This is a genomic window from Pseudomonas sp. 3MA1 (assembly GCF_029237275.1).
GTDB classification, from domain to species: domain Bacteria; phylum Pseudomonadota; class Gammaproteobacteria; order Pseudomonadales; family Pseudomonadaceae; genus Aquipseudomonas; species Aquipseudomonas fluorescens_AP.
In genome coordinates this window covers 113,120-139,925 of record NZ_JAACFX010000003.1, presented here as the reverse complement: position 1 = coordinate 139,925, position 26,806 = coordinate 113,120, and the positions used below count along the sequence as shown (strand labels likewise).

At 58.8% G+C, this 26,806-nt stretch carries 31 protein-coding genes; 29 read left to right on the top strand and 2 right to left on the bottom strand.

Going from position 1 to position 26,806, the window contains the following annotated elements:
• Positions 1-101 precede the first annotated feature (101 nt).
• From GWQ44_RS09675 to GWQ44_RS09625, 11 genes are all read left to right on the top strand, one after another.
• A complete protein-coding gene (locus GWQ44_RS09675) occupies positions 102-734 on the top strand; it encodes a terminase small subunit (protein WP_103739789.1) in 633 nt (210 codons plus the stop codon).
• Positions 715-2,730 carry a phage terminase large subunit family protein gene (locus GWQ44_RS09670; protein WP_275927157.1) on the top strand — a complete coding sequence of 672 codons (2,016 nt, stop codon included), beginning with the start codon at positions 715-717 and terminating at the stop codon, positions 2,728-2,730. The genes GWQ44_RS09675 and GWQ44_RS09670 overlap by 20 nt, the downstream gene beginning before the upstream one ends.
• Position 2,731: 1 nt before the next feature.
• Positions 2,732-2,938 carry a hypothetical protein gene (locus tag GWQ44_RS09665; protein WP_047287306.1) on the top strand — a complete coding sequence of 69 codons (207 nt, stop codon included), beginning with the start codon at positions 2,732-2,734 and terminating at the stop codon, positions 2,936-2,938.
• Entirely contained in the window at positions 2,938-4,419 is a 1,482-nt protein-coding gene (locus GWQ44_RS09660) for a phage portal protein (protein WP_275927156.1), read from the top strand. Before GWQ44_RS09665 ends, GWQ44_RS09660 begins: the two co-directional genes overlap by 1 nt.
• A complete protein-coding gene (locus GWQ44_RS09655) occupies positions 4,416-5,558 on the top strand; it encodes a head maturation protease, ClpP-related (RefSeq protein ID WP_275927155.1) in 1,143 nt (380 codons plus the stop codon). The genes GWQ44_RS09660 and GWQ44_RS09655 overlap by 4 nt, the downstream gene beginning before the upstream one ends.
• On the top strand, positions 5,555-5,899 hold the full coding sequence (locus GWQ44_RS09650; RefSeq protein WP_047287299.1) for a head decoration protein: 345 nt from the start codon (positions 5,555-5,557) through the stop codon (positions 5,897-5,899). Before GWQ44_RS09655 ends, GWQ44_RS09650 begins: the two co-directional genes overlap by 4 nt.
• A gap of 63 nt (positions 5,900-5,962) precedes the next feature.
• Positions 5,963-6,958, top strand: coding sequence for a major capsid protein (locus GWQ44_RS09645; protein WP_275927154.1), 996 nt, complete (start codon positions 5,963-5,965; stop codon positions 6,956-6,958).
• 2 nt (positions 6,959-6,960) lie between these two features.
• On the top strand, positions 6,961-7,275 hold the full coding sequence (locus GWQ44_RS09640; protein ID WP_123394373.1) for a hypothetical protein: 315 nt from the start codon (positions 6,961-6,963) through the stop codon (positions 7,273-7,275).
• The gene (locus tag GWQ44_RS09635; RefSeq protein ID WP_275927153.1) at positions 7,272-7,925 is read left to right on the top strand and encodes a hypothetical protein; all 654 of its coding nucleotides are present in this window, start codon (positions 7,272-7,274) and stop codon (positions 7,923-7,925) included. The genes GWQ44_RS09640 and GWQ44_RS09635 overlap by 4 nt, the downstream gene beginning before the upstream one ends.
• Positions 7,918-8,430: a hypothetical protein gene (locus tag GWQ44_RS09630; RefSeq protein ID WP_275927152.1), complete on the top strand. Its 513-nt coding sequence runs from the start codon at positions 7,918-7,920 to the stop codon at positions 8,428-8,430. Before GWQ44_RS09635 ends, GWQ44_RS09630 begins: the two co-directional genes overlap by 8 nt.
• Positions 8,427-9,008, top strand: a complete 582-nt coding sequence (locus tag GWQ44_RS09625) for a phage baseplate assembly protein V (protein ID WP_275927151.1) — start codon at positions 8,427-8,429, stop codon at positions 9,006-9,008. The genes GWQ44_RS09630 and GWQ44_RS09625 overlap by 4 nt, the downstream gene beginning before the upstream one ends.
• A gap of 125 nt (positions 9,009-9,133) precedes the next feature.
• Here the strand turns inward: GWQ44_RS09625 and GWQ44_RS09620 are convergent, their stop codons facing one another.
• Entirely contained in the window at positions 9,134-9,682 is a 549-nt protein-coding gene (locus GWQ44_RS09620; RefSeq protein WP_273907290.1) for a hypothetical protein, read from the bottom strand.
• A gap of 278 nt (positions 9,683-9,960) precedes the next feature.
• On the opposite strand from GWQ44_RS09620, the gene GWQ44_RS09615 reads away from it, so the two are divergent.
• The 18 genes from GWQ44_RS09615 to GWQ44_RS09530 all read left to right on the top strand — a co-directional run bounded on the left by GWQ44_RS09615 (position 9,961) and on the right by GWQ44_RS09530 (position 25,946).
• On the top strand, positions 9,961-10,161 hold the full coding sequence (locus GWQ44_RS09615) for a hypothetical protein (protein ID WP_275927150.1): 201 nt from the start codon (positions 9,961-9,963) through the stop codon (positions 10,159-10,161).
• 4 nt (positions 10,162-10,165) lie between these two features.
• Positions 10,166-10,492, top strand: a complete 327-nt coding sequence (locus GWQ44_RS09610) for a GPW/gp25 family protein (protein ID WP_275927149.1) — start codon at positions 10,166-10,168, stop codon at positions 10,490-10,492.
• Positions 10,489-11,370, top strand: a complete 882-nt coding sequence (locus tag GWQ44_RS09605; protein WP_275927148.1) for a baseplate J/gp47 family protein — start codon at positions 10,489-10,491, stop codon at positions 11,368-11,370. The genes GWQ44_RS09610 and GWQ44_RS09605 overlap by 4 nt, the downstream gene beginning before the upstream one ends.
• 1 nt (position 11,371) lies before the next feature.
• Positions 11,372-11,977, top strand: coding sequence for a phage tail protein I (locus GWQ44_RS09600; protein ID WP_103742376.1), 606 nt, complete (start codon positions 11,372-11,374; stop codon positions 11,975-11,977).
• Positions 11,974-13,860 (top strand): phage tail protein, encoded by a 1,887-nt coding sequence (locus GWQ44_RS09595; protein ID WP_275927147.1) that lies wholly within the window; start codon positions 11,974-11,976, stop codon positions 13,858-13,860. Before GWQ44_RS09600 ends, GWQ44_RS09595 begins: the two co-directional genes overlap by 4 nt.
• Positions 13,861-13,877: 17 nt before the next feature.
• A complete protein-coding gene (locus tag GWQ44_RS09590) occupies positions 13,878-14,306 on the top strand; it encodes a phage tail assembly chaperone (RefSeq protein WP_275927146.1) in 429 nt (142 codons plus the stop codon).
• 99 nt (positions 14,307-14,405) lie between these two features.
• Positions 14,406-15,572 (top strand): phage tail sheath family protein, encoded by a 1,167-nt coding sequence (locus tag GWQ44_RS09585; protein ID WP_275927145.1) that lies wholly within the window; start codon positions 14,406-14,408, stop codon positions 15,570-15,572.
• A 12-nt stretch (positions 15,573-15,584) separates the two neighbouring features.
• Positions 15,585-16,094 (top strand): phage major tail tube protein, encoded by a 510-nt coding sequence (locus tag GWQ44_RS09580; protein WP_265532315.1) that lies wholly within the window; start codon positions 15,585-15,587, stop codon positions 16,092-16,094.
• 10 nt (positions 16,095-16,104) lie between these two features.
• Entirely contained in the window at positions 16,105-16,410 is a 306-nt protein-coding gene (locus tag GWQ44_RS09575; RefSeq protein ID WP_275927144.1) for a phage tail assembly protein, read from the top strand.
• A 141-nt stretch (positions 16,411-16,551) separates the two neighbouring features.
• The gene (locus GWQ44_RS09570) at positions 16,552-19,125 is read left to right on the top strand and encodes a phage tail tape measure protein (protein ID WP_275927143.1); all 2,574 of its coding nucleotides are present in this window, start codon (positions 16,552-16,554) and stop codon (positions 19,123-19,125) included.
• Between the two features lie 9 nt (positions 19,126-19,134).
• Positions 19,135-19,980, top strand: coding sequence for a phage tail protein (locus tag GWQ44_RS09565; protein ID WP_275927142.1), 846 nt, complete (start codon positions 19,135-19,137; stop codon positions 19,978-19,980).
• Positions 19,955-20,161: a tail protein X gene (locus tag GWQ44_RS09560; RefSeq protein ID WP_275927141.1), complete on the top strand. Its 207-nt coding sequence runs from the start codon at positions 19,955-19,957 to the stop codon at positions 20,159-20,161. Before GWQ44_RS09565 ends, GWQ44_RS09560 begins: the two co-directional genes overlap by 26 nt.
• Before the next feature lie 61 nt (positions 20,162-20,222).
• Positions 20,223-21,266: a contractile injection system protein, VgrG/Pvc8 family gene (locus GWQ44_RS09555; RefSeq protein ID WP_275927140.1), complete on the top strand. Its 1,044-nt coding sequence runs from the start codon at positions 20,223-20,225 to the stop codon at positions 21,264-21,266.
• 27 nt (positions 21,267-21,293) lie between these two features.
• Positions 21,294-21,845, top strand: a complete 552-nt coding sequence (locus tag GWQ44_RS09550; protein ID WP_275927139.1) for a glycoside hydrolase family 19 protein — start codon at positions 21,294-21,296, stop codon at positions 21,843-21,845.
• The gene (locus tag GWQ44_RS09545) at positions 21,842-22,363 is read left to right on the top strand and encodes a lysis system i-spanin subunit Rz (protein WP_275927138.1); all 522 of its coding nucleotides are present in this window, start codon (positions 21,842-21,844) and stop codon (positions 22,361-22,363) included. The genes GWQ44_RS09550 and GWQ44_RS09545 overlap by 4 nt, the downstream gene beginning before the upstream one ends.
• Before the next feature lie 219 nt (positions 22,364-22,582).
• Entirely contained in the window at positions 22,583-23,713 is a 1,131-nt protein-coding gene (locus tag GWQ44_RS09540) for a DUF262 domain-containing protein (protein WP_275927137.1), read from the top strand.
• 1 nt (position 23,714) lies between these two features.
• Positions 23,715-24,506: a HEPN domain-containing protein gene (locus GWQ44_RS09535; protein WP_275927136.1), complete on the top strand. Its 792-nt coding sequence runs from the start codon at positions 23,715-23,717 to the stop codon at positions 24,504-24,506.
• Positions 24,507-25,043: 537 nt separating this feature from the next.
• Positions 25,044-25,946 (top strand): hypothetical protein, encoded by a 903-nt coding sequence (locus GWQ44_RS09530; RefSeq protein WP_275927135.1) that lies wholly within the window; start codon positions 25,044-25,046, stop codon positions 25,944-25,946.
• A gap of 197 nt (positions 25,947-26,143) precedes the next feature.
• Here the strand turns inward: GWQ44_RS09530 and GWQ44_RS09525 are convergent, their stop codons facing one another.
• Entirely contained in the window at positions 26,144-26,359 is a 216-nt protein-coding gene (locus GWQ44_RS09525; protein WP_275927134.1) for a hypothetical protein, read from the bottom strand.
• Positions 26,360-26,806 lie beyond the last annotated feature (447 nt).

The following is a 26,806-nucleotide window of genomic DNA, read 5'->3' as shown; positions in this document are numbered from 1 at the left end:
AACCCGCGTGACTTCGTTAGCGGCAGGGCTGCCAGCTTACTGAAATTCAATCCATTGAAATTGAAAGGTTCGATTGAAAAGTCGTTGAAAAAGGAGGGCTCATGACAGAACCAACCTACCTGTCAAAGAGCGCCTTCGCAGCTCGCATCGGCAGGTCGCCCAGCTACATCACCTGGCTAAAAGACAACAACCGGTTGGTGCTTTCGCCGGACGGCAAGAAGGTCGATGTGCAGGCCACCGAGTCACTGATCCTCGAAACCGCTGACCCCAGCAAGGCCGGTGTTGCCGCTCGTCACCAACAGGAGCGGATACAGCGCGACGTTCATAGCCAACTATCCCCCCTGGCCGAGCCGACTTCCACGGCTGCGCCGCCGCAGCCCCTTACCGGCTCAGGCAAGCCTGCGGACTTTCAGAAGGCCAGGGCGCACCGGGAGCACTACCTGGCCCAGCTGGCGGAGATTGAGTTTCACAAGGCGCAAGGCTCCCTGGTGGATATCGCGGCAGTGCGGTCGGGTGCGCACAGCGTGGGTCGCATGCTGCGCGACACGCTGATGGGTATGCCGCCGCAACTGGCCCCAGAGTTGGCCTCGATGACTGATCCCTGGGAGATCGAGCGACACCTGAGTGCCGCTCTACGGCTCCGGCTCGACGAGGCTACGCGGATGTCACGCGAAAAACTTGGGCATACGCTTGATTCCAACTGGGAGGTGATCGATGACCCCGGGCAGACCTGACGGCGCCGAGGTGTACAGCGAGGCTTATTTCCGTGGGCTGATGCCGGACCCAGACGTGTGGATTGATGAATGGGCGGATGAGTACATGCGCATCCCCCGCGATACCGGCGCCGCTGAGCCGGGCCAGTACCGGACCTCGCGGACGCCTTATGCCCGGGAGCCCATGCGCTGCCTGTCACCGGCTCACCCCTGCAAGCGCGTGGTCACCATGGTGGCCTCGCAGTTGATGAAAACCCAGATCGCCTTGAACTGGATCGGTGGCCTGATCCACATGGCGCCGTCCAACATCCTGACGTTGCTGCCCAGCCTGGGCCTGGCCAAGCGGGTGTCTTCACGGATCGGCAAGACCATCAAGGCCACGCCGGTGCTGCGCGAGCGAGTGGCGTCAAGTCGCTCGCGGGATTCACGCAACACCATGGACACCAAGGAGTTTGAAGGCGGGTCGCTGTATGTGACGACGGCGGGGTCTGCGGCCAACTTGGCCGAGCTTTCGGCTCGCTATGTGTACGGCGATGAGGTCGACCGCTGGGAAGTGGATGTCGGCGAGGAGGGCGACCCCATCGAACTGGCGGAAACCCGGGGCAGTACCTTCGGCCGCAACGCCAAGTTTTACTTCTCCAGCTCGCCCACGATCAAGGGGGCCTCGCGGATCAGCGATCTGTTCGAGTCCAGCGACCAACGTTACTACTACGTGCCCTGTCCGCATTGCGGGCACCGGCAGGTGTTGGAGTGGGAGCGCTTGCTGTACTCGGCGGACTTCACCATGGCGCATTACCAGTGTGCCGGGCCTGAGTGTGACGTGCTGATCGAGGAGCATCACAAGGGTTGGATGCTGGCCCAGGGCGAGTGGCGTTCGCATGCTCAGGGCGATGGCGAAACCGTTGGTTTCCACCTCAACGCCTTGTACTCGCCACCAGGCTGGATGGACTGGCGCACGTTGGCGCGGCAGTTCGAAAAGGCCAAGAAAGCCCAAGCCAAGGGCGATCTGGAGCCCATGCAGGTGTTCTACAACACCCGGCTTGCCAAGGTGTGGGACAGCGCGCAAGAGCAGACTAAGGCTCATGTGCTGCGGGATCGGGCACGCCTTGAAAGCTATTGCCTCGGGTCGATGCCAGCCGGTGTGCTGATGCTGACCGCCGCTGTCGACGTCCAGGCCAACCGCCTGGAGCTGATGGTGATGGGCTTCGGTGTTGGCATGGAGCGCTGGGTGATCGACCACCAGGTGATCTGGGGTGACCCGGCGAACGAGCAGACCTGGGCGGTGCTGGATGAGAAGCTCAAGGCACGTTACCGGCACCTCTGCGGCGTCGGTCTGGCGATCCTTGCCGCTGGTGTCGACTCGGGCGGCCATCACACAGATGAGGTTTATCAGTTCTGTCGGCTACGTCGTTGGCGCAACGTCTTCGCCATCAAGGGCGCGAGCAAGCCAGGCCGGCCAGTGATCGCTCAGCGGCCGTCGATGGTGGACGTGACCTGGAAGGGGCAGACCGAGCGCAACGGCGCGGAGCTGTGGTTTGTTGGTACCGATACCGCCAAGGATTGGATCTACAACCGTTATCCCTTCGAGGGCGGGCCGGGTGCCTTGCACTTTGCCAATGACTTGCCCGATGAGTTCTTTGACCAGTGCGTGGCCGAGAGCAAGGTGGCGCGCTACGTCAAAGGCCACAAGCGCATCGAGTGGGTCAAGGGCAAGGCCGACCGGAACGAGGCACTCGACCTGATGGTGTATTGCCTGGCGATGGCGCATTACCTGGGCATCAATCGCTACCTTGAATCTGATTGGGACCGTGTGCGGCAGGCCATGGCCCAGTCCGGGCTGTTCGATGAAGTAGCAACCGCTGCACCTGCGCAGGTGGAGTCTGTTTCTGATGAGCCAAAACCAGCTCCTGTCGTTGAACCGGTGGTTCAGCCGAGCGCCCCAGCGGTCATGCCCCGGCCAGCAGCTCCACCCCCTCAACGCCGTATGTCTACTAGCGGCTATCTGAAGAGACGCTGATATGTCCTTTACCCAGAAACACCTCGACGCTATCGAGGGCGCTATCGCTCGCGGTGAGAAAACCGTGCGCTATGGCGACCGCACCGTGGAGTACCGCACGGTGGATGAACTGCTCAGGGCCCGCGAGGAGATCCGGGGCAGCTTGAGTGCAGCCGCCGGACCACGCGCTCGTGTGATCCGGCTTTTCCATGGAGGCAAGGGACTGTAATGGCTCGCCACTTTCCGACGCTGACCCGTAACGGTTTCTTGCTGCCGTCCAATATCAAGGCCAGTTACGAGGGCGCCGGAGAGGGGCGCCGCTCCTCGGGCTGGGATGCCCCCGACAACGGCATCAACACCATCAACACCCCGGCCTTGCGCAATTTGCGCTCGCGTTCGCGGGCGGCGGTACGCAACGACCCGTATGCGTTCAACGTGATCGACAAGCGGGTCAGCAACCTGATTGGCACCGGGATCAACCCCAGGCCACGGACGGATGACCACGACTTGCGCAAGCTGCTGCAGGAGCTGTGGGAGGACTGGGTGGATGAGTCGGATGCCGACGAGTTGACCGACTTCTATGGCCTGCAGGCCCTGGCGGCTCGAACGGTCGAGACGTCGGGCGAATGCTTTGTGCGCCTGCGTCCTCGCAGTCTGAACGAAGGCTTGGCGGTGCCGCTGCAATTGCAACTGCTGGCGCCGGAGTTCGTGCCTCATGACAAGTTTGAAAGCACCCGCGACGGCAATGTCATTCGAGCCGGGATCGAGTTCAACGCCACGGGCAAACGGGTGGCGTACTGGATGTATCGCTCGCACCCGGGGGACTCCTCGTCATTGAACGGCGGTTACAACCAGCTGGTACGGGTGCCAGCGTCCCAGGTGCTGCACATCTTCGAACCGATAGAGCCGGGCCAGCTGCGCGGTGTTCCGCGTTTGTCGCCGGTGCTCAAGCGCCTGCGCAGCCTCGACAACTACGACGATGCGGTGTTGTTCCGGCAGGAGGTGGCGAACCTGTTCGCCGGTTTCATCTCGCGGCCGACGCCGGAGACGGGGCCGGCGCCGCGAGATCCAGTCACCGGCCACCCTCTGACGACTGACCGCGATGGTTTCACGCCGATGGTGGCGCTGGAGCCGGGCACGATGCAGGAGCTGGGGCCGGGTGAGGAGGTCGAGTTTTCCAAGCCGCCGGACGCGGGCAACAACTACCCCGACTTCATGCGGCAGCAACTGATGGCTGCCGCAGCGGGTACCGGCACGCCCTACGAGATCCTCACGGGCGACATGCGCGAGATCAACGACCGGGCGCTGCGGGTGGTGCTCAACGAGTTTCGGCGCCGCCTTGAGCAATTGCAGTTCGGCGTTTACGTGCACCAGCTGTGCCGCCCAGTCCGGGCGGCCTGGATGGATATGGCCGTGCTTTCGGGGGCGCTGCAGCTGGAGGACTACGCGCAACGGCGCCGTGATTACCTGCGTACCCGTTGGGTGCCTCAAGGCTGGGCCTACATCCAGCCAGTGCAGGACGTTCAAGCCCGACGCATGGAAGTGCAGGCCGGCTTTGCCTCGCGCAGTGAGATGGTGCTGCGCACGGGTTACGACGCGGAAACGGTCGACGCCGAGAACGCGGCGGATCAGGAAAGGGCCGAGCGCCTAAAACTCAATTACAGAACTCACGAAGTCGTCGATCCTGTCGACGACAAGGAGCAACCATGAGCAAGAAAGCGCAGGTGCGCGTTTACGACAAGGCCGGCAAGCTGGTGCCGGTCAAGGACCAATCCTGGTACACCCTGCGGGCCAGCGGCGAGGCCGAACAGCGCAGCATTGAAGTCTTCGTTTATGGCGAGATCGGTACCTGGGGCGTGACGGCCAATCAGTTTGTGCAGGATCTGCGGGCCCTGGACGACGGGGCGTCTCCGGTGATTGCCGCGTTTAACAGCATCGGCGGTGACCTGTTCGACGGCCTGGCCATTCACAACGCGCTGTCGCGGCTGGGGGAACGCTGCACCGGCCGTATCGACGCCCTGGCCGCGAGTGCTGCCAGCGTTGCTGTGTGCGGCGCTCACCGGGTGGTGATCGCGGCCAATGCCATGCTGATGATTCACAACCCCTGGACCTACGCCTCGGGCGATGCCGAGGACTTTCGCAAGGTGGCCCAGGTGCTCGACCAGACCATGGAAGCCATCATTGCCGCCTACAAGGCCAAGGCGCCGGATATCGATGAGGAGGAGCTACGGCGCCTCGTTGATGCCGAGACGTGGCTGACGGCGAATGAGGCGGTGGCCCTTGGCCTGGCGGACGAGGTGGGCGACGGCGTCACGGTCAAAGCTTGCTTGGGCCAGGGCGCGGCGCTGCAACGCTTTCACAATGCGCCGGCTGAGCTGCTGGCCCAATTGGATGAAGCGCCGCAGCCAGATCCGCAGGTGCCAGCCGATCCGCCAGAGCCGGCTCCGGTGGTGGATGCCGCACAGCTTGCGCTGCTGGTCACCCAGCGCTGCACGGCTGCCGGTATCAGCAATCTGATCGAGCCGCTATTGAAATCCACCCAGCTAGAAAGCGAGGCCGTTGTCCAGGCGGGGTTGATCCGGGCCAAAGCCATCAACGACCTGTGCGTGGCCGCTCGTTTGCCTGAGTTCAGTGCCGAGTATGTGGCGGCCGGTCTGGATGCTGCCGCTGTGCGGGCGCGGCTGTTCGACAAGCTTGTGGGCAGCGGTAAGGGTTTCGAGATCGACAACAGCCTGCCGCTTGAAGCAGATCCACCACCCAAAGTGCAGGCCAAACAGATTGATCAGCCCTCCATCTGGGCTGCTCGCCAGGCCGCACGAAACCCATCCGCAAAAGGAGGTAGACCATGACCATTCAACGTGAGCCGATGCATGCGGGTGAATTCCTGCTGTCCGAAGGGGCCGGCACCATTTCCCGCGAAGCCATCAACGTGGCGGCGGGCCCAGCTCTGGAGCCGGGGCAGATCCTCGGCCTGGTGGTGGCTACCGGTGAGTTTGCCCCCTACAAACCGACCGCCGAGGACGGTAGCGAAAACGCCCAGGCCATTCTCTATGGCCCCTTGGGTGAGTCGGATGTGGTTCGTCGCGGTCGCGCTGTGGTGCGTTTGGCCGAGGTCAGCGAAGCGCACCTGACCGGCCTGGACCCAGCCGCCGAGAAGGCCCTGGCGACTCATTTCGTGATCGTCCGCTAAGACGATTCACCCTCGTTTACCGAGCCCGCCTTTGCGGGTTTTTTGCTTTCTGGAGATTGCTTCATGGCTGACATTGGGATTTTCAACGACGACGCGTTTTCTGTTTCTTCGCTGACGGCGGCGATCAACGATCAGGAGTATCTCCCGGGTCGTATCAGCAGCCTGGGCCTGTTCCAGGAGCAGGGTATTACCACCCTGACGGTGCAGATCGAGAAGGACGGCGACACCCTCGCGCTGGTCCCTGCGGGCGAGCGTGGCACCTCGGGCCTGGTGGTCGCTGGTAGCAAGCGCAACCTGATCCCGTTTAACACCGTGCACCTGCCGGAACGCTTTGCCATCAAGGCCGACGAGATCCAGGGCATCCGCGCTTTCGGTACTCGCAGTGAGCTGCAGTCGGTGCAGGACCTGGTTAACAAACGCCTGGCCAAGTGCCGTCGACAGTTGGACGCCACCCACGAATTCCAGCGCATGGGTGCCTTGAACGGCCAGATCCTCGATGCGGACGGCAAGACGGTGCTGTTGGACATCTACAAGACCTTTGGGGTGACTCGCAAAAAGATGCCGATGGGGCTCAACGATCCTGCCACTGAAATCCGCGTCAAATGCGGCGAGGCCCTGGACCTGCAAGAAGATGCCTTGGGCAGTATCACCAGCACCGGAGCACGGGCGTTTTGTGGCAAGAACTTCTGGAACAAGCTGATCGTCCACGAGAAGGTCAAGCAAACCTTCCTCAACACCCAGCAGGCTGCAGCACTGCGGGGTGATGCCCGCGAGAGCTTCGAGTTCGGTGGCATCGTCTGGGAGCGCTATCGCGGCAAGGTTGCTGGGGTTTCTTTTGTTCATGATGACAAGGCGCTGCTGATTCCCGAGGGCGTGCCGGATCTGTACATCTCGGTGTTTGCCCCGGCCGACTACATGGAGACGGTCAACACCGAGGGCCTGCCGTATTACAGCAAGATCGAGCCGATGCCTTTCGGCAAGGGCATGGCCGGTGAAGCGCAGTCGAACCCGCTGCACCTGTGCACGCGGCCATTGGCTCAGATCCTGCTGGAGATGTAGCCGTGGGCATTCGCGAGCTGGTCGCCGATGTTGACGATGCGGTGTTCGAGGCGCTGGGGGATACGGCCTACATCGAAGGGCGCGAGGTGCTGGGGATGTTCTCGGCGCCTTGGCTGCAACCCAAGCTCGGCAAGATGAATACGGGCCTGCGCGAGCCACATCTGGTGATCCGTGTATCGGATGCCGAGGGGGTAGAGGTACGTCAGCAGGTGCGCATCGATCTGCCCGCGCACGATGGAGGTGGCCTGTACACCTTGGTTCTGATCGAGCCCGGAGGCGACGGCCTGGTCAGCCTTATTCTGAGGATCAATCCATGAGCATCGGCAGCTACGCTCGGCAATCAGCCAGCGAAGGCATGATCACGCTGCAGCCCTCGGCCGTCGATCTGCAGGCGTTCAAGGACTTTGCGGCTGTGGTGCCCAAGGCAGCGGCAGCCGCCCAGCGCCGGGCGATAAACAAGACCTTGCGTTGGTTGCGGACCTACATTGCCCGGGCTGTCAGCAGCAAGGAGCGCATTGCGGTCGGGGCGGTTCGCCAGCGTTTGCGGGCTTACCCCATCAACAGCAATGGCCAGGGCAAGCTCTGGTTCGGTATCAACCCGATTGAATCGAGCCGGATCGGTCGAGCCCGTCAGAATCGCTCGGGTGTGTCGGTCGCGGGGCGGCGCTATCAGGGGGCCTTCTTCAAGAAGGTCTATGGCAGCCAGGCCGATATCTGGATTCGGACTGGCAGCAAGCACTACGACCCGAGCGACTACCCCGAAACACGGGAGGGAAAGCGGCGCACAGGCTTCATCAACGAGAACGACAACCGCTTCCCCCTGGCCAAGGCCAAGGTGTCGCTGGATGACGTGCGGCCGATCTTTGATGAGTGGGTCAGGCGTGCTGATGAAAGGCTGCTGGAAATCCTCGAGCAGGAAATGAACTTTGAGCTGCAGAAGTATCTGCGAGGTGGCAAACGTGCCTGATGAACCTTTCAGCCTGGACCAGTTGTACTGCGCGATAGAGCAACACATTCGTGATGCCATCCCTGGCTTGGCCTATGTCGCGGTCATGCCCGATCTGTTGGATCGTGTGGCGATCCCGGCGGTGGTGATTGAGTTGGTGGAGCTGGAGCCAGGTAGCGATCAGATGACTGGCGAAACGGCGCTGGAGGCTCGCTTTGAGGCGCGAGTAATCGTGGGATCTGAACTACCCCAGTGTCAGCAGCAAGCGGCCTTTGTTGCTTCGCAGATTGCGGTGCTGTTGCGCATGCAAACCTGGGGTGTCGAGGTGGCCGCTGCAGAGTTTGTGCGGTCGGCCCAGGACTGGACGCGTCCCGAGTTGGATGGGTACGCGGTCTGGGTCGTGGAGTGGACCCAGGGGATATACCTCGGCAAAGAGGAATGGCCATGGCCGGATCAGCCGGCGGGCGTCCTTGAACTCAACCTGGGAGAGGATGCCCCGGGTGTCCGTGTCGAGGTCCAGCCATGAGTGGCTACGTTGCAGCTGCACATGACCGCATGATCGCGGGCCTGATCATCCCTTGCAGTGTGGTCGGTGTCGATCTCGCTGGTGGGACGGTGCGGGTGTCTGACGGCGCCGGCTGGACCAGCGCCTGGGTCCGCTGGCATAGCCAGGCCGCCGGCAAGGCTCGGCACTGGCGGGCGCCGAGTCTGGGTGAGCAGGGGGCTTTGATCAGCCCCAGCGGTGAACCAGCACAAGGTACGTTTGTGCCTGGCCTGTACGGTAACGCCGGTGCGCAGCCAGACAACCGCGACCACGTCGAAGTCTGGCGCTTCGACGATGGTGGCTCGCTGGTTTACGACTGGCAGACTAAGAGCTACAGCATCAACCTGCCCAGCGGCACGGTGACCATTCAGGTTGGCGGCAGCTCGGCGGTGGTTACTGACGACTCGATTGCTGGCAAGGCCTCAACCATCCTGCTAGCAGGAGAAATCACCCTTGAGGGAAATGTCCAAATCGTTGGAGCATTGAGTGTTGCTGGTGACATCAATGGCGGCGGCAGAATTGTTGATACCGCCGGCAATACAGCGAATCATAAGCATTAAAAGGATACGCCGGAGTGCGGAGCACTTCCGGCGGTTGTTCCTTTCATTTTGTTTGACTTGCCACTTTGCACTAGTGGGGTAAGGAATCATTGGCTGATTGTTAAATCTACGTATAGACAAGCACCCTAGTTGTGCTGAAGAAGTTCCTGTATTTCTACGGGGCTTTTTCCTTGGTTAACAAGGGTTTGTACTGTCTCGGATTTAACTAGGCTTTCCTGCGCTTTTATCAAATCTGCCTTGGCTATGTCAGCTGCCGCTTGCACAGTGTCTTCATAAGCTTTAAGTATTTCGGCGGACGTAAAGTTCTGTCCCAAGGACTGTTCGCAAAGTCGATAAAGAGACTCACGTAGGAGCATTGTCATTTGAGTTCGCTCCACCAGTTTTACGACTGTTGTATTGAACTCGGTTTTTCCTGATACCTCCCCAACGCCGTCTTTTTTCACATCGGCTTCGAGCTTTGAAACCAAGCTTAGTGCAACGTCTGGTGGGGGCTCCGCGCAGATTTTGATCTTCGTGCCATCTGGTACAAGAAACGCCCCGCGTCGAGATGCGTCGTAATCAAACCAGTAACTTGACGATGCCTGGAGCTTTGAGCTTCGGGCGGGAGAGGTGAAGTTAATACAGCCTGTCATCAGTAAGGACAAGCTGATGCATATGGCGTTTTTTATAATCATAGCCTTTCCTTTTGCGAGTTTAAGACGCCTTTTTAAGCTGAGTCTAAACCGTAAGGAAGTAGACTCCTTAATCCTATATAGATCACCTACGGCTCACTTGCTGAGTAGTAACAAAATTTAGTCCAGAAAAATTTGAGTGGCGCTTGCATCTCCTGGTGCCGTTTCTATTTGCCTCTCAATTGCAGCTAATGGAGGGCACGTTAGTTTGATCTACTCAAAGCTATGCAGCTTTAGCTGGAAGCCTGTTGTACGCGGGATTTTTTATACACGGAGAAATCATGACTACCTCAAAAAAGCTCACCGACGCATCAGCCAGCGCCGGCCCTACAGTGTTCCGCGACATCCTCTACACCTCCCGGGTGCTGATCCTGCCGGACGGCCGTCAGCTGGCCGTGGCCCAGGGTCGGGTATCCGCTCCCACCGGTGACAGCACTGCGTTGGAGTACCTGAGCAAGCATCCGGATCTGCAGCAGGAGTAACGCGATGATCGGAATGGATCGCCGCACCGGCCAGCCGCTGTCCGGCATCGAGCATGTGCGGCAGTCCATCGAGGACATCCTGACCACGCCGCTCGGTAGCCGGCGGATGCGGCCGGAGTACGGCAGCAACCTGCGCCGCTACGTCGACTTGCCGGTGAGCGGCGGCTGGAAAAGCGCGGTGCAGGCCGAGGTGGCTCGGGCGCTGTTGCGCTGGGAGCCACGCTTGAAGCTGGAGCGGGTGAGGGTGGTAGCGGTGGTGGGCGGCCAGATCAGCTTCGAGCTGGTCGGTCAGTACCTGGGCAATAACGCGGTTTTGGAGGTAACGGCATGAGCATGCTGGACTTGTCGGTACTGTCAGCGCCGCAGGTGCTGGAAGCCCTGGACTTTGAAGCGTTGTACCAGGCCAAGCTGGCAACCTTTCGCCGGCACATGGGCGAGAACTGGACTGCTGACCTGGAGAGCGACCCGGTCACCAAGCAGCTGGAGCTGTCGGCTTACGGGGATATGCAGCTGCGGGCCCGGGTCAACGATGCTGCCAAGGCGCTGCTGCTGGCCCATGCCAAGGGCTCTGATTTGGATCACCTGGCCGTCAACGTGAACTTGCAGCGCCTGGTGATCCAGGCCGGTGATTCGCAGGCGGTGCCGCCGGTGGAGGAGGTCAAGGAAGCTGACGACGCACTGCGCGAGCGTGTCCAGTTGGCCTATGAGGGGCTGACCACCGCAGGGCCCCGTAACAGCTACATCTTGCATGCGCGCAATGCCTCGGCCCTGGTGGCCGATGCCGAGGCCGAAAGCCCGTCGCCGGCCTGCGTGACGGTCACGGTGCTGAGCCTGGAAGGTGACGGCGCGGCCGCTCCCGACCTGCTGGCGACAGTCGCGGCAGCCCTTAACGATGAGGACGTGCGGCCGCTGGGGGATCGGGTCACGGTGCAGAGTGCCCAGGTGCTGCCGTATCGCATTGACGCGGTGCTGCACATGAAGGGCCCGGGGCCGGAGAGTGATGCCGCGTTGGCTGAGGCTGAGCGCAAGCTGGCCGCCTGGGTCAACCCACGTCGGCGCCTGGGCATCGAGGTGGCCCGTTCGGCCATTGATGCGCAACTGCATGTGCCTGGCGTGGCCCGGGTCGAGTTGCCAGGGTGGCAAGACATTGCCCCGACCCGGGCGCAGGCGGCGTACTGCACCGGCTACAGCGTCACGCTGGGAGGCTGATATGACCAGCCTATTGCCGATCAACAGTACGCCGCTGGAAAGGGCCCTTGAGGCTGCGAACGCCGGCGACACCTCGATTGTGCTGCGCACCTTGTACAACCCCGCGACCTGTCCGGTGCATCTGCTACCCCAGTTGGCCTGGGCCTGGTCGGTGGATCGCTGGGACCCGCGCTGGTCCGAGACGGTCAAGCGCAACGCGATCAGGGCGGCCCACTTCATTCATGCCCGCAAGGGCACCATCGGCGCGCTGCGCCGGGTGGTGGAGCCGCTGGGCTACCTGATCGAGGTGGTCGAGTGGTGGCAGACGGTGCCTGCCGGTGAACCGGCCACCTTTGCCCTGAAAGTCGGCGTGCTCGATACCGGCATCACCGAGGAGATGTATCAGGAACTGACCCGGCTGATCGACGACGCCAAGCCCGTCAGCCGGCACATGACCGGCCTGGCCATCAGCCTGGAAACCTCAGGGGTGATCGGCTACGGCGCCTATGTGGACCAGGGCGAAGTGATCGATGTTTACCCCCCGACACCCCGCGATATCGAAGTGACCGGCCGTTATGGCCAGGTCGTGTGCATTGACGAAATAGACACCCTGGACGTGTACCCATGATCGACTCTAACAGTCAGTTCTTCGCCATCCTCACGGCGGTAGGCGAGGCGAAACAAGCCAACGCTACGGCGCTCGGTGTGCCCTGGACTTTCAAGGAAATGGCGGTGGGTGATGCCAACGGAGCCGACCCCATCCCCAACCGGACCCAGACCAAGCTGATCAACGAATGGCGCCGGGCTCCGGTCAACCAGGTACGCACTGACCCGGCGAACCCGAACATCATCATCACCGAGCAGGTGATCCCGTCTGATGTGGGCGGTCGCTGGATTCGGGAGATCGGCCTGTTCGATGCCGACGGTGATCTGGTGGCGGTGGCCAACTGCGCGCCGAGCTTCAAGCCCCTGCTGGCCCAAGGCACCGGCAAGACCCAGGTTATCCGCATGAACTTCATCGTGGCCAACACCGCGCAGATCGTGCTGAAGATCGACCCAGCGGTGGTCCTGGCTACCCGCGAGTACGTCGACAATGCGGTGATCGAGGCGCTGGCCAAGCTGGATTTCAAGCACTCGGCGCTGGTGGCCACCACGGCCAACATCGCGTTGAGCGGGATTCAGACCATCGACGGCGTGCTGCTGTCGGCCGATGCCCGGGTGCTGGTGAAAAACCAGGCCCAGGCCAAGGACAACGGGCTGTATGTCGTGTCGTCGACGGGCGTGTGGAAACGTGCCCAGGATGCTGACACCAGTCTGGAGGTCACCCCCGGGCTATTCGTCAGCATCGAGACAGGCACGGTCAACGGCGACAGCGTCTGGCAGTTGGTCACCGACGGGCCGATTGTCCTCGGCACCACGCCGCTGGCCTTCGAGATGGCGACGGGGCGAACCGGTGTAAGCGTGGGCTCCTATGCCAATGTCACGGTCGACAAGTACGGTCGGGTGATCGCCGGGACCAACCCGACCACCCTGGCAGGGCATGGCATTACCGACACTTACACCAAGGCTGAGATCGAGGCCCTGGTTGCCCAGGCGTCGTCGTTACCGGTGGGCTCGATGGTGGCGTTTCCCAGAGCCAGCGTGCCACCGGGGTTCCTTGAGATCGATGGCAGTGTGAAGAGCAGTGCTGCTTATCCCGACCTTGCGGCGTACCTGGGGACCACGTTCAACAGGGGCGACGAGGGCGCCGGTAACTTCAGGCTGCCTGAATCCCGGGGTGAATTCTTGCGGGGCTGGGACCATGGGCGCGGTGTGGATTCTGGCCGTGCTCTCAGCAGTTGGCAGGCTGACGAATTGAAGGCTCACGATCACACTCTCGAAGGATCAATAAACTTCACTTACACGCAGAATGCAGACGGTAACTTCAAGCCGTTTAAAAATGGTGCAAGTACATATAAAACAGGAGCGACTGGCGGCGGCGAAACCCGACCACGCAACCTGGCGGTTATGTGGTGCATCAAAGCGTGGAGTGCCCCGGTCAATCAGGGAAACATTGACGTTGCAGCTCTGGCCCCGCTGGCGGCCCAGGCGACAGAGAGCAATCGAGGAACGGCGAAAGTGGCAACCCCGGACCAAATGGCGGCGGGGGGGGATGACTCTGTGATCGTGACGCCGAAAAAGCTACGCCTCGGCTTCGCTATAAGTCTCACCGCCAATGGATACATTGCTTTCCCGGTCTGGCTTGGCGGTCTTGTTTTTCAGTGGGGTACTGGCGTCCCGCAGGCTGGTGGAAACTCTGCTGCAGATGCACAGCTCATTTCGTTCCCAATATCGTTTCCGTCTGAATGCTTTGTTGTTATCGCTTCGACTGCGCACGCGGCGACAGGAAACTTTGACAGCATGGTTCAGACTCACTCTGAAACAAAGGATGGTTTCAGAGCGTTTTGCAATCTATTCAATAGCGGCGGGACGGGGAACGTAACTCCGAAGTACTTTGCAGTCGGCCGATAAAATTTTGGGGTAGTGGCATGAACAGGTTCTATAGCAAGACGACTCAAACAACTTACTTGCGTGGGCTGCATACAGCGATTCCAGGCGACGCGGTTGAAATTCCCGAAGCGCTCTATCTATCGGTGATCGCTAACCCGGCCCCTGGGATGGTCCGTGCTCACGATGCACAGGGTTTGCCCTATCTGATCGATGCCCCCGAGGTGCTTCCGGATCCAGCAGCACAGGAACGCCAGTGGCGCGATGCAGAATTGGCATCTGTCATGTGGCTGCGCGAGCGGCACCGGGATCAACTGGAAATCGAAGCACCGACGAGCATTGATGCGGAGCAGTTCAAGGAGTTGCTGAGCTACATTCAGGCTCTTCGAGACTGGCCGCAGTCTTCGGACTTTCCGCAGATCGAGCACCGCCCGGTGGCACCACCTTGGATCGCCGAGCAAACCGAGTAAACGCCCCGCACCGACGGGGCGTTTTCTTTCACGCGCTTCGGCGCATGTTCCTCCCACGGCCTCGCTCATGCGGGGCTTTTTCATTTCTGGAGCTTATCCATGAGTGGTTTCTTTCACGGCGTTACTGTCACCAATGTGGACACCGGCACGCGTACTATCTCGCTGCCGTCGTCCTCGATCATCGGCCTGGTGGACACCTTCACCGAAGGCCCCGACTTCAGCGCTAAGGCCAACGACTTGTTGCTGATCACCAACGAGCGCGAGGCCATCGCGGCCTGGGGCCCGGATGCGGCCATCACCAAGGCGTGCAAGGCCATCTACCAGCGCGCCAAGGCGGTGATCGTGGCGTGCGGTGTGGCCAAGGTTCAGGACGCTGCGCAGCAGACCTCGGCGATCATCGGCGGGGTGCTGGCCAGTGGCAAGCGTACCGGCCTGCAGGCGCTGCTGGACGGCAAGAGCCGTTTCAACGCCCAGCCGCGGTTGCTGGTGACCCCCAAGCACAGCGCCAATCTGCCGGTCGGCACAGCCCTGGTGGCCCTGGCCGACAAGCTGCGCGGCCTGGCCATCCTCGACGGCCCCAACACCACCGACGAGGCGGCCATAGAGTACGCCAAGAACTTCGGCGCCAAGCGGGCCTATCTGGTCGACCCGGGCATTCAATACTGGGACACCGGCGAGAGCGCGACCGTCGATGCGCCGGCCTCGGCCTGGGCAGCGGGCTTGTTCGCCTGGACCGACAACGAGTACGGCTTCTGGGCCTCGCCGTCGAACAAGGAGTTCGTCGGCCTTACCGGTACCACCCGGCCTATTGAGTTTCTGGACGGCGATGAGACTTGCCGGGCCAACCTGCTGAACAACGCCAACATCACCACGATCATTCGTGACGCTGGCTTCCGGCTGTGGGGCAACCGCACGCTGTCGAGCGATCCGAAATGGGCGTTCGTCACCCGGGTGCGAACCATGGACATCGTCATGGACGCGATCCTCTACGGGCACAAGTGGGCGGTCGACCGTTCGATCACCGCGACCTACGTCAAGGACGTGACCGAGGGCCTGCAGGCGTTCATGCGCGACCTGAAGAACCAGGGCGCGATTATCAATTTCGAGGTCTACGCGGACACCGAACTCAACACCGCCAGCCAGCTGGAGCAGGGCAAGGTGTACTGGAACATCCGCTTTACCGACGTGCCACCCGCCGAGAACCCCAACTTCCGTGTCGAGGTCACCAATCAATGGCTGACCGAAGTTATCGACACCGCCGCCTAAGGAGCCGCAGCAATGGCAATGATTCCCGAAACCCTGGCGAACATGAACCTGTTCGCCGATGGCATCAGCTTCCAGGGTGATGTCCCGAGCCTGACCCTGCCCAAGCTCACGCTCAAGACCGAGGAGCACCGGGCCGGCGGTATGGACGTGCCGGTGGAGCTGGACATGGGCATGGAAAAACAAGAGGCCGGCTTTACCACCACCGGCGTGCGTCGCGAGTCGTTGAAGCTCTTCGGCCTGGCCGACGGCACCGCCTTCAACGGCGTGTTCCGGGGCGCCTTCAAGGGCCTCAAGGGCAAGGTCACCCCGGTGATTGTCACCCTGCGCGGCATGCTCAAAGAGGTCGACATGGGCGACTGGAAGGCCGGCGACAAGGCCGAGATCAAGCACAACGTGGCGTTGACTTACTACAAGCTCGAAGTCGACGGCCGCCTCATCTACGAGATCGATGCGCTGGGCATGAAGCGCGTGATCAATGGCGTCGACCAGCTCGCCGCCCAACGTTCGGCCCTGGGCCTGTAAGGAAAAACCCATGAATCAAGTAGCGAAAAAGACACCGGCCTGGATGACCCTGAGCGCCGAGAGCGTGGTCGTGACCCTCACCAAGGCGGTGGAGATGAATGGCGTGGTCTGCGACAAGGTCACCCTGCGCGCACCCACCGTGCGCGATGTGCGCGCCGCTAACACTGCCGCCGGCAGTGACGACGAACAACGCGAACTCATGCTGTTCTCCAGCTTGGCCGAGGTCGGCGCCAAGGATCTGGAGGGCATGACCCTCAAGGATTACCAGCGCCTGCAGGCCGGCTATTTTCGCCTGGTGCAAGACGACGAACTTTGACCCGGCGGTGATGAAGATGGCGGCGAAGCGGCTCGCGAGCGAACTGCATTTCTCCGCCGAGGAAATCATGACCATGAGGTTTTCCGACATGGTCTGGTGGCTCACGGACTGAGCCCATCAACTCGGGCATAGGTGAATCAGATGGCAAGCAAACTGGCGTTGGGGCTGGTGATCGGCGGCGCCGTCAGTTCGACGGTGGGGGCTGCCTTCAAGACGGTTGAGGGCCGGATCAAGAAGCTGGAGGAACAAGGCAACAAGGCCAAGGTGCTGAAGAACACCATCGGCGAAACCATGCGCCTGCGGGATGAATGGAAGAAGGCCCACGACACCGGCGCGGCCTCGGCGGACGGATTGCTGCGCAAGCTAGAGGGCAATCTGAGCGCCCTGCAGAAGCAAGGTATCCAGGTGCACAAGTTGCACCAGGAGTATCAGGCTCTGGGAAAGGTCGCCCGTGGTGCTGAACTGAAGGCTTTGGGGTACACCCAGATCCAGCAGGGCAAGGAGGGTCTTAAATCCGGTATCGGTCAGGCAGTGGCCGGGGTCGGCATGGTGGCCATCCCCACCAAGATATCGGGTGACTATCAGGCGCAGATCCGGCAGATGGCCTTGTGGGCCCACACCGCCGGCACGGACGCCGAAAAACAGATGGCGGACAAGATCTCTGAGGTCGCTGCGAAGAAAGGGATGGGCCAACAAGCTTTGGCCAAGGCCGTGGGTGGGCTGATCGAAAAGGGGATCGAGTGGGAAGAGTCGGTTGACTACTCGCCGCTGATCGCGGACTTGGTCGATGGCCAGGGAATGGAGGCCGAAACCATTGCCACCCTGTTTAGCGCCTTCAAGGAGGCCGGGGTTAAGAAGGAGGAGATGGGGGCGATGCTGGGGCAAGTCGCCGCAGCTGGCGACATCGGTGCGTTTGGTCCGAAGGACATGGCCAAGTACATGCCAAGCTTGCTTGGTACCATCAAAACGTTGGGCATGGAGGGGCCTGAAGCGGTGCGCTTTTTGGGTGCCAGTTTGCAGTCGCAATACAAGCAGACCCAGGACGCGGCCGCCGCCGCGACCAACATGGACAACCTGCTGAGCGCGATCATCAGTAGCACCAGTCAAGATCGATTCGCCAAGGAGGGAATCGACTTGGTGGGGTCTCTTGCTGAGAACACCAGAAACGGTAAGGCCGACAACCCGGTCGATGCGTTTATCAAGCTGAGCGATGTACTGCTCAGGAAGCAGGACCCATCCAGAGCCAAGGAAGTAGAGGCACTCAAAAAACGCATTCGCGAAAGCTCGGACGGTAGTGCCGAGGAAGCCCAGGCCATGGCGTCACTGCTGGAGTCGGCTGGCTTGGTCGGTATCGTCAGCGACAAGAGTGCGAGTGCCGGTCTGTTGGCGCAGATCAAGTATGGCCGCACGATCAAGGAGGACATGACCACCATCAAGGAGACCGATGGCCAGGCCAAGATCGAGCAGGACGCGAACAAGGCGCGGGAGACTTCCAACGCCAAGTGGTCGATGGTCAAGAGCAGTATGGAAGCCTCGATGACCCGCATCGGTGATGCGCTGCGTCCGCTGACAGATGGTGTCGCTGATGGTCTGGCAAAGGTGGGTTATGCCTTGGCCGGTCTCGCTGATAAATATCCCCCCGTTATTGCAGGTTTTACCGCTGTTGCCGCAGGGCTGAGTGCCCTGGGGCTCGCGGTCAACGCCTTCAAGATCGGCAAGGGCATGCTCAATGTGGCCCGAGGCTCGTTGATGGGTAACCCGAACGTGATCCAGCGAGTGTTTGTCACCAACGCCGGCGGGTTGGGTGGCGGCGGTAGCGATTACGACCTCGACGGTGGCAAGGACAAGAAAGGCGGCAAGGGCGGCAAGGGCGGGCGTGCAGGACGGGCGGGACGGTTCGGGCGTGTCGGCCAGGCGCTCAGGAATGTCTTTAGCGTTGGTGGCGTGGGACGTGCCGCCAAGGGGGCTGCGAGCCTAGGGTCGGCGACCCTGAAAGGGGCAGGTTCCCTATTCAAGGGACTAGCGCCAGCGATTAAGGGGGTGGGATTGCTGTCGGTGTTGAGCGCCGGCCTCAAGGTTGCTGACACCTACCAGAATGCCAAGACCCGTGATGAAAAGGCCGAAGGATATGGCGGTGCGGCGGGAGGCTTAGCAGGCTCGTTGGTGGGGGCAAAAATGGGGTTGGCCGCTGGTGCCGCACTCGGCTCCATCGTGCCTGGGCTTGGTACGGCCATCGGTGGGGCAATCGGTGCCGCCATCGGGGGAACGGCTGGTTACTTTGGCGGGCATGCCCTGGGCTCATATGCCGGCAAAGCCATGTTTGGTTCCGACGATTCGCTCAAGCGAATGCCCGCAGCGGGGCCGCTGATGATGGTCAACGCTGGGAAGGACATTCCTCCGGTCCTGGGTGACATCGCGAAATCGTTCAAGACCGGACAGACACCCCCGATGATGGGGCAGGTGGTGCGCTCCATGGGGACCGCCTCGCCGTCGGCAACTGTGCCCGCAATGCTCAAGGCGCCCGAACCTGCGAAGCAGGTGCCCAAGGTCGACCAGCAATTTGCTTTCTCGCCGAACCTGCAGGTCACGGTGCAGGGAGACGTTAAAGACCCTGCTCAGGTGGCCCGGGAGGTTGAGCCTTACATGCGCCGGATGTTCGACGAGTACAGCCGCCAGGCTGCGGCTCGTCAGCTGTCGGACGAACCACACGTTTAAGGAGGTGCCATGGCGTACATGGAACAACTGCAGTCAGGGTTCCAGTCCCTGGTCGAGGCGGGGGAGGCGGGCCGCAGCAGTGCGGATGGCATGCTGACCCCGCTGAACGGAGCCATCAGCGAGATTACCGGGGCTGCCTCGGAGCTGGAGAACATCCCGTTTGTCGGGCCTGAGATGGGCGCCAAGTTGCAGCGGACCTTGCGCGGCATCACCGCCGCGCAGTCCGTGGTCGGTGAGGTGGCGGCCAAGTACAGCCAAGCCGTGTCGGCGGCGGGGCAGATCCAGCAGCGGCTCGGTACGCTGCAGGAGCAGACCGCTAAGGCCAGCGCGGCGATCAACCGGATCGGTGGGCAGGTCAGCCCGTCCCTGGGCAACATCCTCCCGACCGGTTCATTCGGCAACATGGGTACCCCGGCGGCCGAGGCGGTGAAGCCGTTCCCGCACTTGCTGATCATTCAGCCGTCTCGGGTTGCCGGTGAAGCCTTTTACTTCAACCTCGACACCGCAGCCTTTGAAGGGCTGCGCCGTCAGACCGGGTTCCGCTGGGCAGGCCAGGAACGCCTGACCCGCAGCATCGCGCAGCAGGCGGTGGGACAGGGCGACGACAAGATCACCCTCAAGGGCGCGGTGTTTCCGGGGTTCAAGGGTGGACTGGGTCAGTTGCAAAAACTGCGCAGCATTGGGCGCCGCCTGCAGCCGTTGAGCCTGATCACGGGTTATGGCGAGGTGCTGGGCACCTGGTGCCTTACCAGCCTTGAGGAGGAGCAGAGCCATCTGCTGGCCGGGGGCATCCCGCGTAAGCAGGGCTTTTCAATGGAGTTCGTGAGCTATGGCGACGACATGCAGAACGTCTGACGGGGATCTGCTGGACACCCTGTGTCACCAGCATTACGGGCACTTGAATGGTAGTGTCGAAGCGGTGCTGGATGCCAACCAGGGGCTGGCCGACGAACCCCAGCCCTTCCGGGCTGGGGTGCTGATCGTGCTGCCGGAGTTGCCGAGCCAGACCGATGCCTCCGTACTGCTCTGGGATTGATTGTCAGAGTCACCTACAGACCCCGCCATGTGCGGGGTTTTCCATTTCTGGAGCATGAGCAGTGAAACCAGAATTCCGAATTGTTGCGGACGGTAAGAACATCACCGCACTGATCAATGACCGGCTGTTGACCCTGCGCACCTCGGACAAGCCCGGCATAGAGTCGGACGAGTTTGAGCTGCGCATCGACGACCGCGACGGCGCGGTGGCGCTGCCCAGCCGTGGCGCCAGTATTGAGGTGTTCATGGGCTACGCCGGCCAGTCACTGACCCGCCTTGGGCGCTACATGGTGGATGAGGTCGTGGTGACGGGGCCGCCTGATTCTATCGAGATCCGGGGCAAGGCCAGCGACATGCGCGGCAGTGGCAAGACCACCCGCAGTGGGAGCTGGGAAAACGTCCCGCTGCAGCAGATCGTGCGCGATGTGGCGACCCGCAATGGCTGGCAACCAGTGTGCCCGGTGACCACCAAGGTGCCCCGGGTCGATCAGCTCAATGAATCCGACTTCAACTTCATCACCCGCCTGGCCAAGCAGTACGACTGCACGGCCAAGGTGGCCGACGGCAAGCTGCTGGTGCTGCCTCGGCAGGCCGGGCAGAGCGCCAGCGGCAAGGCCCTTGGTACTGTCACCATCACTCGCCGCGACGTGAGCCGCTATCAGTTCCGACTGGGGGACAAAAGCACCCACAAGGCGGTGCAGACCAAGCACCAGGACAAGAAGAGCGGAAAGCTGCGGGTCGTCGACCTGGGCAACGATGACTCACCGGACGGCCTGCCGCCGGTGCACACCGATCGCCACATCTACCCGAACAAGTCCGCTGCCGAGCAGGCCGCCAAGGCGCGTCTGGCGGCATTCAACCGCAGCACCGCCGGTGTGCGCCTGGAGATGTCTGGCCGAACCGATCTATTCGCTGAACGCATGATCAATGCCCAGGGCTTCAAGGTCGGCCTCGATGGCGAGTACCTGGTGGACTCGGTCGAACAGGTGTTTACCCAGTCCGGGTGGAGCACCACGGTCGAATGCAACGGCGGCAAGAAGGGTAAGGCGAAAGCCAAAGGCAAGAAAAAGAAAGAAACAAAGCCGCTCAAGGTTGTGCAGCTTTAACCCCCATCATCACTGGAGATATCTGGCATGACGATTACAGCGCAGCAACTGCTGCAAATCCTCCCCAACGCCGGCGCTAAAGCCGGCGTTTTTGTTCCTGCTCTCAACGCCGCCATGAGCAAGTACTCGATCATCACCCGCTTGCGCATGGCAGCGTTCATCGCGCAGATCGGTCATGAGTCCGGCCAGTTGCAGTGGGTGCGTGAGCTGGGCAGCGATCAGTACTTGAGCAAGTACGACACCGGCACCCTGGCCAAGCGTCTGGGTAACACCCCCGAAGCGGACGGTGACGGCCAGAAGTACCGGGGCCGGGGGCTGATTCAGGTCACGGGCCGGGCGAACTATGAAGCCTGTAGCGAAGCGCTGTTCAGCGATGCTCGACTACTCAACACCCCCGAACTGCTGGAAACCCCGGTCTATGCCGCGCTGTCGGCGGGTTGGTTCTGGCAGCGGGCAGGGCTGAACACGCTGGCCGATAAAGGCGACTTCCTCACTATCACCAAGCGCATCAACGGAGGAACCAACGGCCTGGCGGATCGCGAGTCGCTGTATGAGCGTGCATTGAAGGTGCTGGCGTGAAGGCCCCGGGCTGGTTATTGCCAGCCTTGGCCCTGGTGCTGGGGCTCGCCTTAGGCGGCTGGCAGGCCTGGACGTGGCAGGCCAACGTCTACGGCAAGGCCCTGGCCGAACATGCCGAGGCGTACAGCACGGATCGCGAGCAGGCCGCCACCGCGGTGATCAACTGGCAAGAAACCCAGCAGGATGCCCGCAGGGCGCTTGAGGATCGCCTGCAGTTGAACGACCAAACCCATTACAAGGAGCTGCGTGATGCTCAAACGAACCAGGCTCGCCTGCGTGATCGGCTTGCTACTGCTGATCTGCGGCTGTCAGTCCTACTCAACACCGCCGTCTCGGGTGGTAGCGGTGGGTTGCCAGCCACCGCCGGCACCTGCGGCGTGGTTCATGGAGCGGCGAGAGCCGAACTTGACCCAGCGCATGCTCAACGAATTGTCGTCATCACCGGAGACGGCGATCAAGGACTGATTGCCCTGGCTGCGTGCCAGGACTATGTGAAGGGAGTTGTTTCAACGAAGTGAAAAGGAGCGGGCCGGTGGGATGCGACAACATCCACCGACCCGCCGAACTGCAGCATTCCCTGTACCGACCGCTTGAGCACCTTTGTCGTTAATAATCCAGTGCAATCGCGAAGTGGGGCCTGCAGTGATGCGGTAGCAGAGATTCCTAAATCTAAAGTTGACATTGCGCTTTTGCTGTAAGAATGTCGCAGCTTCTATTTTTTGACAATGGAGTGCCTCGTGGCTAAACCCAAATTGAGCCTTAGAGAATTAGAAGAACGCTACCAGCACGAGGATCGTGGGGTGGGGCAAGAAAGGAATGATTTCTTATTGCCTCAAATTCTTGATTTCGTTCACCAAAAAAGATGGATGAACTTGCAGCCTGAGTATCAAAGGCGGCAAGTGTGGGATAATAAGAAGAAATCGCAATTCATTGAATCTCTTTTGATGAATTTGCCAGTTCCGCCTGTGTTTCTATTTGAGCCGGAATATAGTCGGTATGAAGTGATGGACGGGCAGCAGCGTCTGTCAGCGATAGTTTCATTTTATTCGAATAGATTTAAATTGACAGGATTAGAGTACTGGCCTGATTTGAACGGGTTTAACTATTCGGATCTCCCGCAAATGATTCAGCGGGGTTTGGATCGCCGCAGGCTCTCTGCTGTAATTCTCCAGAGCACCTCTCGCGAAAAAACCGATGATGAATTAAGAAGGATAGTTTTTGAACGATTGAATACAGGTGGGCAAAAACTTAATGCGCAGGAGCTTAGGAATTGTATATATTCTAGCGAGTTTGCTAAGCTTCTAGTTGAACTTGCGGGCTATGAGTCATTTAATGATTTGCTCGGCGTGCCACGTTATGCAGATAACATTGTTAGGGGGCAGATTAGTCAACAGTTGGCTGAGAACGGCTTTTTCAAAAGAATGATTGATTGCGAACTAGTATTAAGGTTCTTTGCGTTTCGTAAGAAATCAAACATCAAAGGCTCAGTTAAGGCAATGCTCGACAGGTGTATGTTGATGCATCTTGATACTGATAGTGATGCTTTGTCAGGTTTGGCTTCGGATTTTCGTTCGCGTGTAGATTTGGCTAAAGATCTATTTGGTGGTGATGCATTTAAGCTTAAAGACTTTTATAAAGATCAAGATAAGGTGTCGCCTCCGTTCTATGATGCAATCGTTATTGCATGTGATCGACAGTTTTCTAATAAAGATCAGCTTGTTAAGAAACGAGCGAAGCTTAAGGCTGAACTGGAAAAGGCAGTTGCCGATGAAGATACTTATGAGTTGATCGTTGGGCGCGCAAACACGGCTGAGGCTATTAAAAAACGGCTGGATCTGGTGGAAAAATTATTTGTCGGCGTGCTCTAATATGGAATTGGTCAAGAAAAGGACTTCAGCAGCTAAAGTAGCTTTCGACTCTCTTGTTGAGCAAAATTTTGCTTGGCAATCTTGGATAGAAGGGGCGATAGAGTTCGAGTCCGTGCTTAGAAATAACATTCCATGGCAACAGTTGGGGCGAGAGCAGAAAGCAATTGTTAACAAAAGGATGGGAGTGGCTTCGCCAGATCATCAACTGCTTGCTAATTCATTTTATGTGACATTGGTTGCTGGTTTTGAGGAGTATCTTCGAGCTGCAATAAGGGAGTTTGTGGTTTCGTTGAATGCATCTGGAAAAAAGGCGGCTGAAGTGGGTTCGTCGGTATTGAAGTGCCACATTAAAGAAGCTGCAGGCTTGTTACGGCGAGTCGACTCACCTCCAGATTATATATCAATTAACCCTGAAGACCTTTGTAGGAGTATTGGTAGTTGTGTACCCGACTCCTCTCGTCTACAGCTCAATGTGGAAGCCTTAGCTTACATTGAAAGTCCAATTAAGCTTGAAAATTTTTTGTCGCGGATGACCGATTTGGGTGTGAGGATGACTTGGGACAAATTGGGCGCCTGTCCTGAAGTTAAAGTGGCGTTAGGCTTGCCGGTGGGGGTGGGTAATAGAGAGGTCGCCAATACAGCTCAGGAAGAGCTTCAGCGTATCGCACGCTATCGAAATAGAATCGCTCATACGGGGGGGCATGCGGCGGATATAAGTCCTCAAATTATAAGTGGAGACGCGAAGATCTTGAGGGCATTATGTGGCAAGGTAGATGAGTTGATAAACGAATGAAAGGGAGACGTAATATCGGACGTTAGGTCGGACGCTGCTTGGAACTTCAGCGGAGATTGCGCTGCGCTTAGTGCCGCAGGGGCGCTGTTTTCGACACTACTGAATGACCGTTCCTGGCCGAAAGCAGTCTGTTGCGCTCGTTAATTTTCATCGAACAACGCTACTTAGATGGTGATCAACTCCATGAGTCACACAACTGAAAATCGTTGGGGTGTTTAGGGCAAATTTAGGGCAAAGCGTGGGCCGTTATAGGTCTTTATAGGCAGCTTCCCGAGGCGGCTTTTTTCGCATTTTCTGGCCTAAACCAGCCTATGTATAATAAGGAAGGGGGGCGAATCCCTATCCAGCTCAATCCCGCGGCCGAATTCAATCCGAACTATCACGCGCAGAGATTAACTGTGACAAGATGCTGAGACTGAATTTACAGCGCCCACTGGGTGGTGCGTGAATCAATGCGTATTATGTTGCTTTATGTAATGTTGTAATCTGAATTGGAACTAAAAGGCGATAGTGCGCCAAAATGCAAAGGAGGCGAGTGTGGCTAATTTCAATAACATGGCATATAGCGATTTGGTTGCGGAGTTGCTAAATGACGCTATCTATTTAAAAGATAGATCCAAAAGAGGTATTATCTCAACTGTAAGGCAGTATGCTGAAGTTGTAGTTAGGCGGATTCTTGATATTGATCCGGATGATCAGGTTACTTTGGGTAATTCCAAGATGGTCTCAGCTCTTAAAGCGAAAAGCAATGATAGCAAGCTGCTAATGGATGCTGTTGAGAATATAAGAGTTGTCGGGAATAAGTGCACCCATACACAAGAGTTGGGGCCAGTCACTGAAGAAGATATCGATAGTGTGTTCGATAGTCTGTTTGATATTTATGCGTATTTATTTGTAGAGTTTTTTACAGTGCATAAGTTTGGAAGGAATGCCGCGATAATTTCGTCCTTCTCAATCTTACCGCCCCTTATTCGCTATAAAGCGTTGAAGAGCTTATATGAGGCTGATGGCAATAATATTTCTATTATTGACAAGTATTCGCTATCAATCCTAAAGGCTGTTGGTGTAAGTGAAGCAAAGGAGTGGGTTCTTGAACGAAAGAAAGAACTACTTGAGGTTCCGGCCTATACTGTAGAGGGTATCGAAGATATAAGAAGAAAGTTCGGGGATTTAATTGCGGATCAAAGTATGCGTAATGCACCGAATATGTATGATTGCTGTATGGGGCGTCTTTGCGAAGTAGATAGTACTATTTCTAAAAATGGTGTTCTTTATAATGATTTTGAAAGTGCAATGGGCTTGTTTAGTGCAAAGGGTTTTGTTGAGGGGGATTCGATTGAGGTCGTCTCTTTTAATGATCTTATGCAGTTTGTGTATCTTGGTAGAAGGCCGAGTCCCAATGATAGGCTTGATAAAAGCTATATAACTATTTCTGAATGATTGTGCACATATTTTTCGTGTTTTAATTGAGTTTTTGAACAACTAGTATGAGGCTCACTGATCTAAGTAGTTATTTTAAGAAAAAACCACTTGAAAATTTTTAACCTAAGGGCACTAGCAGTTTCCAGAGGCAATGATAGCGAAAAAGGCCACCCCGCACGGGTGGCTACCCAGATCATTTTGAGCCGAAAGCCACCCTAGCCAGTTCTCTTTCCCTTCAGTCGAGCCAACCCCAGCTTGATGTGGCCAGCGTTCTCGCCGATCGTCCACAAGGCACCTCGAACGTTGTCTCCGACTTCGGCCAAACATTGTTGTTCAGCATGAAGCGCTAGCTCCATCAGGGCCGCTTCCAAACCGAGCTGATTCTGATACATCCTTTCCAGCATATCCAATAACGAATATTCGCCCGACATCGCATCGACTTCCTTCGAAAAGGACGAGAATAGTACCAGTAGTGCCCTTGGCGGGCGGTAATAGCTGGATACTTAAATAAAGCAATTTTTTCGAGGAATCAGTCAGGCTGGCCGTGGGGCAGACCATCGACTACGACCAATCCAGCATCGTATCGATTGAGCTGGCCTGGTTAGGGGGAGGGGGTGAGGAGCCGTGAGGGCTGCGGCTGTCACTGGGCTCTGAATCGCTAAGGGTGCCGGTGAAATCAGTTCCGCAATCAAAATAATGATCCGCATAGACCGTGGGCTGCGGGCTTTCTAAGAGATGGCGCTTGCGGAACGGATCTATAATTAACTCTTTGAAAGTATTGATATTTTATCTGGATTGCAAATCCGCCTACGCCGGTTCGATTCCGACCTCGGCCTCCACCCTTGAAAACCCCGTAGATTAACGTCTACGGGGTTTTT

Excerpts from the sequence above, each read along its gene's own strand:
- GWQ44_RS09675 (WP_103739789.1), top strand. The coding sequence starts at position 102 with ATGACAGAACCAACCTACCTGTCAAAGAGCGCCTTCGCAGCTCGCATC.
- GWQ44_RS09670 (WP_275927157.1), top strand. The coding sequence starts at position 715 with ATGACCCCGGGCAGACCTGACGGCGCCGAGGTGTACAGCGAGGCTTAT.
- GWQ44_RS09665 (WP_047287306.1), top strand. The coding sequence starts at position 2,732 with ATGTCCTTTACCCAGAAACACCTCGACGCTATCGAGGGCGCTATCGCT.
- GWQ44_RS09660 (WP_275927156.1), top strand. The coding sequence starts at position 2,938 with ATGGCTCGCCACTTTCCGACGCTGACCCGTAACGGTTTCTTGCTGCCG.
- GWQ44_RS09655 (WP_275927155.1), top strand. The coding sequence starts at position 4,416 with ATGAGCAAGAAAGCGCAGGTGCGCGTTTACGACAAGGCCGGCAAGCTG.
- GWQ44_RS09650 (WP_047287299.1), top strand. The coding sequence starts at position 5,555 with ATGACCATTCAACGTGAGCCGATGCATGCGGGTGAATTCCTGCTGTCC.
- GWQ44_RS09645 (WP_275927154.1), top strand. The coding sequence starts at position 5,963 with ATGGCTGACATTGGGATTTTCAACGACGACGCGTTTTCTGTTTCTTCG.
- GWQ44_RS09635 (WP_275927153.1), top strand. The coding sequence starts at position 7,272 with ATGAGCATCGGCAGCTACGCTCGGCAATCAGCCAGCGAAGGCATGATC.
- GWQ44_RS09625 (WP_275927151.1), top strand. The coding sequence starts at position 8,427 with ATGAGTGGCTACGTTGCAGCTGCACATGACCGCATGATCGCGGGCCTG.
- GWQ44_RS09620 (WP_273907290.1), bottom strand. The coding sequence starts at position 9,682 with ATGATTATAAAAAACGCCATATGCATCAGCTTGTCCTTACTGATGACA.
- GWQ44_RS09615 (WP_275927150.1), top strand. The coding sequence starts at position 9,961 with ATGACTACCTCAAAAAAGCTCACCGACGCATCAGCCAGCGCCGGCCCT.
- GWQ44_RS09610 (WP_275927149.1), top strand. The coding sequence starts at position 10,166 with ATGATCGGAATGGATCGCCGCACCGGCCAGCCGCTGTCCGGCATCGAG.
- GWQ44_RS09605 (WP_275927148.1), top strand. The coding sequence starts at position 10,489 with ATGAGCATGCTGGACTTGTCGGTACTGTCAGCGCCGCAGGTGCTGGAA.
- GWQ44_RS09600 (WP_103742376.1), top strand. The coding sequence starts at position 11,372 with ATGACCAGCCTATTGCCGATCAACAGTACGCCGCTGGAAAGGGCCCTT.
- GWQ44_RS09595 (WP_275927147.1), top strand. The coding sequence starts at position 11,974 with ATGATCGACTCTAACAGTCAGTTCTTCGCCATCCTCACGGCGGTAGGC.
- GWQ44_RS09590 (WP_275927146.1), top strand. The coding sequence starts at position 13,878 with ATGAACAGGTTCTATAGCAAGACGACTCAAACAACTTACTTGCGTGGG.
- GWQ44_RS09585 (WP_275927145.1), top strand. The coding sequence starts at position 14,406 with ATGAGTGGTTTCTTTCACGGCGTTACTGTCACCAATGTGGACACCGGC.
- GWQ44_RS09580 (WP_265532315.1), top strand. The coding sequence starts at position 15,585 with ATGGCAATGATTCCCGAAACCCTGGCGAACATGAACCTGTTCGCCGAT.
- GWQ44_RS09575 (WP_275927144.1), top strand. The coding sequence starts at position 16,105 with ATGAATCAAGTAGCGAAAAAGACACCGGCCTGGATGACCCTGAGCGCC.
- GWQ44_RS09570 (WP_275927143.1), top strand. The coding sequence starts at position 16,552 with ATGGCAAGCAAACTGGCGTTGGGGCTGGTGATCGGCGGCGCCGTCAGT.
- GWQ44_RS09565 (WP_275927142.1), top strand. The coding sequence starts at position 19,135 with ATGGCGTACATGGAACAACTGCAGTCAGGGTTCCAGTCCCTGGTCGAG.
- GWQ44_RS09560 (WP_275927141.1), top strand. The coding sequence starts at position 19,955 with ATGGCGACGACATGCAGAACGTCTGACGGGGATCTGCTGGACACCCTG.
- GWQ44_RS09550 (WP_275927139.1), top strand. The coding sequence starts at position 21,294 with ATGACGATTACAGCGCAGCAACTGCTGCAAATCCTCCCCAACGCCGGC.
- GWQ44_RS09535 (WP_275927136.1), top strand. The coding sequence starts at position 23,715 with ATGGAATTGGTCAAGAAAAGGACTTCAGCAGCTAAAGTAGCTTTCGAC.
- GWQ44_RS09525 (WP_275927134.1), bottom strand. The coding sequence starts at position 26,359 with ATGTCGGGCGAATATTCGTTATTGGATATGCTGGAAAGGATGTATCAG.